Source organism: Enteractinococcus helveticum, assembly GCF_020742345.1.
GTDB lineage: Bacteria > Actinomycetota > Actinomycetes > Actinomycetales > Micrococcaceae > Yaniella > Yaniella helvetica_A.
In genome coordinates this window covers 1-3,310 of the sequence record NZ_DYXC01000055.1, presented here as the reverse complement: position 1 = coordinate 3,310, position 3,310 = coordinate 1, and the positions used below count along the sequence as shown (strand labels likewise).

Here is a 3,310-nt window from a genome sequence, read left to right as displayed (position 1 = left end):
CTTGGCCAAAATTGGAGCCAAACTGCTGGCCATGGCCGCCGGAATCTGGCACAACTGGAAAACCGGAGCACCCCACAAACGCTCCCTGATCGCCTACGACCACTAAAATCAATAGGAATTAATCATCTAGGGGCGCTGTGTGGTTCCGGTTCCACAGCCTTGCATGGTGGGCACAAAAATTCCGTGTCTGTCGCAGGTGTTCTATCCAGTTTGCGAAAGTATGAGAATCTCCATTCCCGTCTTCTCGAAACAGATCGAATTCGACTGCAATTTGGTCCCGATCCTGCTGCAGCATACCTGCATACAGCCGATTGAGAGTCTCGAATGTCATCGTTTCCGTAGCGGCCCAAATCGGAAGCGGTTCACCGTAGTTGTTGTATATATGTGCCACAAACGCCTCATTCGAGATCGCTTCAGCTCTTTTCTGTTTTTCCAACCATTCGGCATGTCGTTGGTGATTTGACGATGATTCCAGCTGCTCTTGAGGATCGCCGGTGCCACCGAAGTCTAGGTATTCGAGATCTGTATGTGCGGAAGGCCCTCGTTTACCCAAACTATGCCCAACCCAGAATCTCAGAGAGACTTCGATACGACCGAGAGCTCTAAGGAGTTCTACCCGCAGACGTTCGTCGAAATAATATATTTCTAGCACTTCAGTTAATTTTGTGTTGGCAACAAAATGAGAAGGTCTCGGTTGATTCTCAGCCTCAGGCTTCACTCTGAATGGGTACCAGTAACCGGATAGCCGATAATATCCGATCGGTTGAAGCTCACGCATGGCTTCCTCAGGATTTTCAATCAGCATGCCGCGAACAGTCAACCGTTTTAACTGTTCGTCGACTGTGAGAAATGGTTTGGTGTATGTGCTGACCAGGCTTGTCATAAGTCACGAGTATAAATGAGAATTGGCCGCCTCCCCATGTCGGGGATGACGACCAATCGTGATACCTTCATGGTATCAGCTTCAAGCTAGGCGGTCTACTTGCTCCTTAGCAACCTCCGTTCGTCAATACCGCGCCATCATATAAGTTGCCTATCAACCTGGCTTAGATAGGCCCGACCTTTGCTAGCGCGATACTCCACACAGAGGTATCGCCGTCGTCATTGTGTTAGTTCAGCTGAGCTAGCCCATAAATCGTGGAGACTACGGCCACAAGCACGATCAGTACGGTTAGCAGGATCCGGCGTCGCAGGGCGGAGCGGTCCGGTGGGTCGGGTTTGCTCAACGGTGCTCCTGACTACGCTCGGCGCGGTGTTCGGATCGTGTTGCCCAGTAATCCTAGTGCGTCGTCGTTGGTATATGCACGGCACCCAGGAGGCAACGGCGTGGGTGAACCGAGCATTGACGTGGTTGTTAGCTGCTGTTCACGGGCTGGTCGTTCGGCTGTCACGCAACGTGGTTACGGTGGCGGGCGTGAAAGTTTTTGCTCACCGTGGTGCCAGTACCCAATACGCCGAACATACTCGCGCGGCTTTTAGCCATGCGCTCGCCGTCGGAGCTGATGGCGTGGAAACCGATGTACAGATCACCTCGGACGGGGTTCTGGTGTGTTGGCACGATACCACCGTGAATCGGACCTCGGATGGTCAAGGTGATGTCCAAGCCCACACGCTGGCCCAGATGCGTGCGCTGGATGTGCATTCGTGGAAGGCGCGCAGTAAGGTGCTGCCCACGGCGTATGGGCGGACGACGAATCAGCTGCTGACGCTGGATGAGTTGACCGAGCTGCTGGTGGCTGCCGGACGGCCGGTCGAGCTGGCCGTGGAAATGAAGGTTACCCCGTCCACTGCCGGGTTGATTGAGGACGCGGTGTTGGCCTGGTTACAGCGCTGGGGTTGGGATGCGACCACCGGTGTGCTGTGCCCGAATGGGCAGGCTGGTGTGGTGAGCGTGTCGATCATGAGCTTTTCGCTCAATGCCCTGGATCGGGTTGCTGATGCGGTGCCGGCTGCGCGCCTGTGCCCGCTGTTCGATTCGTTCAATGCCCACGCCCTGCAGATTGGTTCGCCGGAAACAACTCCGGGCCCAGCGGAGTTGCTGGGCCCGTCAACGGGTTGGTTGGCGCATCACGCCTCGCTGTTGCGGTCGTGGACCGAGGCCGGGCGGACCGTGCGCATGTGGACGGTTGCCACTGATCGTCAGCTGCAAACCGCACGTAGCCTGGGCATTCAGCAGGTCACGGTCGACGACCCGGCTTGGGCATTAGAACGTGCGGCCGCGGTGACCGTTTAGGCCCACGGAATATCGCCGAACTCCAGCACGATCCGGCCGCGAATGCCACCGGCTTCCATCTTCCGGTGCGCTTCGGCAGCGTCTTCCATCTGCAGCACGTCAGCAACGCGCAAGGTCAGCACGCCGTCTTCAACCTGCTGGCGCAGCGCATCAAGTTTGGCGCGTTCTTTAGCATAGTTGGCCACCCAGATGGGTTGGAAGGTCACGCCGCGATCGCGCTCGCCCTTGGCACCGCGAATCGTAATGACAGTGCCACCATCTTTGACGGCGGGCAAAATGTCGTCTTCCAAAACCGCGGCATCCACCACGGCGTCAACGCCCTTGGGGAATTCGGTGCGCACTGCATCAGGGAAGGTCTCACCGCGCAGCTTGACGATATCGGCACCCAGGGACAACACCAGTTCGTCGTCGGCATCGGAGGTATCTGCCATCACCACCAGCCCATCGGCTTTGGCCAACTGGATCACATAACCGCCCAGAACCCCAGCTGCTCCGGTGACCACCAGGGTCGAACCTTCCGGCAGGTCCAAGGTGTCCAAGGCCAGGCGGGCGGTCAGCCCGTTCATCGGCAGGGTGCAGGCTTCAGCAAAGGTTGCACCTTCTGGCATGCGCACTACCGAGTCAATCGGCACGACGACGCGCTGTGCATAAGCGCCGTGTGCGCCGTCTGGCACCACAATGGCCATGACCTTTTCGCCAACCGTCAGATCGGTATTGGCATCGGCGTCGATGGCTTCAATAATGCCAGCTACATCCATCCCCGGGACGAATGGCCCTTCCTTGCCCTCGGTGCGGGCTCCGGCGCGGCGCATCGTGTCAGTGGGACTGACCGCGGCGGTTTGGACTCGAATGAGTACCTCGCCCTGTCCTACTTCTGGATCCGGGAGGTCTACGACGTTGAGAACTTCTGGGCCGCCTGGGGTATCAAATGCAACTGCTTTCATATTGGGCAGACTACCTGGTGAATCTGAGCAATTCCTAGACTCAGGACACGCTGGCAGTGTGCAAGGTGGGTCACGTATGCCAAGCATTCACAGCGCCACGAGCCCGCTTCGGTCATATGTTCAGAGTTATTGA

Annotated in this window: 3 protein-coding genes and 1 pseudogene; 2 read left to right on the top strand and 2 right to left on the bottom strand. The window is 57.3% G+C overall.

The genetic code is table 11. From position 1 onward, the window contains the following. Positions 1-106 (top strand): annotated as a pseudogene (locus K8V32_RS04045) (IS982 family transposase); the annotation flags it as partial. A 12-nt stretch (positions 107-118) separates the two neighbouring features. Here K8V32_RS04045 and K8V32_RS04040 read toward each other — a convergent pair. Further along, positions 119-883, bottom strand: a complete 765-nt coding sequence (locus tag K8V32_RS04040) for an Abi family protein (RefSeq protein WP_303903257.1) — start codon at positions 881-883, stop codon at positions 119-121. A 447-nt stretch (positions 884-1,330) separates the two neighbouring features. Here K8V32_RS04040 and K8V32_RS04035 point away from each other — a divergent pair, with 447 nt between their 5' ends. After that, entirely contained in the window at positions 1,331-2,233 is a 903-nt protein-coding gene (locus K8V32_RS04035; protein WP_303903254.1) for a glycerophosphodiester phosphodiesterase, read from the top strand. Here K8V32_RS04035 and K8V32_RS04030 read toward each other — a convergent pair. Beyond that, on the bottom strand, positions 2,230-3,177 hold the full coding sequence (locus K8V32_RS04030) for a quinone oxidoreductase family protein (RefSeq protein WP_303903251.1): 948 nt from the start codon (positions 3,175-3,177) through the stop codon (positions 2,230-2,232). The genes K8V32_RS04035 and K8V32_RS04030 overlap by 4 nt on opposite strands. Positions 3,178-3,310 lie beyond the last annotated feature (133 nt).

Excerpts from the sequence above, each read along its gene's own strand:
- K8V32_RS04040 (WP_303903257.1), bottom strand. The coding sequence starts at position 883 with ATGACAAGCCTGGTCAGCACATACACCAAACCATTTCTCACAGTCGAC.
- K8V32_RS04030 (WP_303903251.1), bottom strand. The coding sequence starts at position 3,177 with ATGAAAGCAGTTGCATTTGATACCCCAGGCGGCCCAGAAGTTCTCAAC.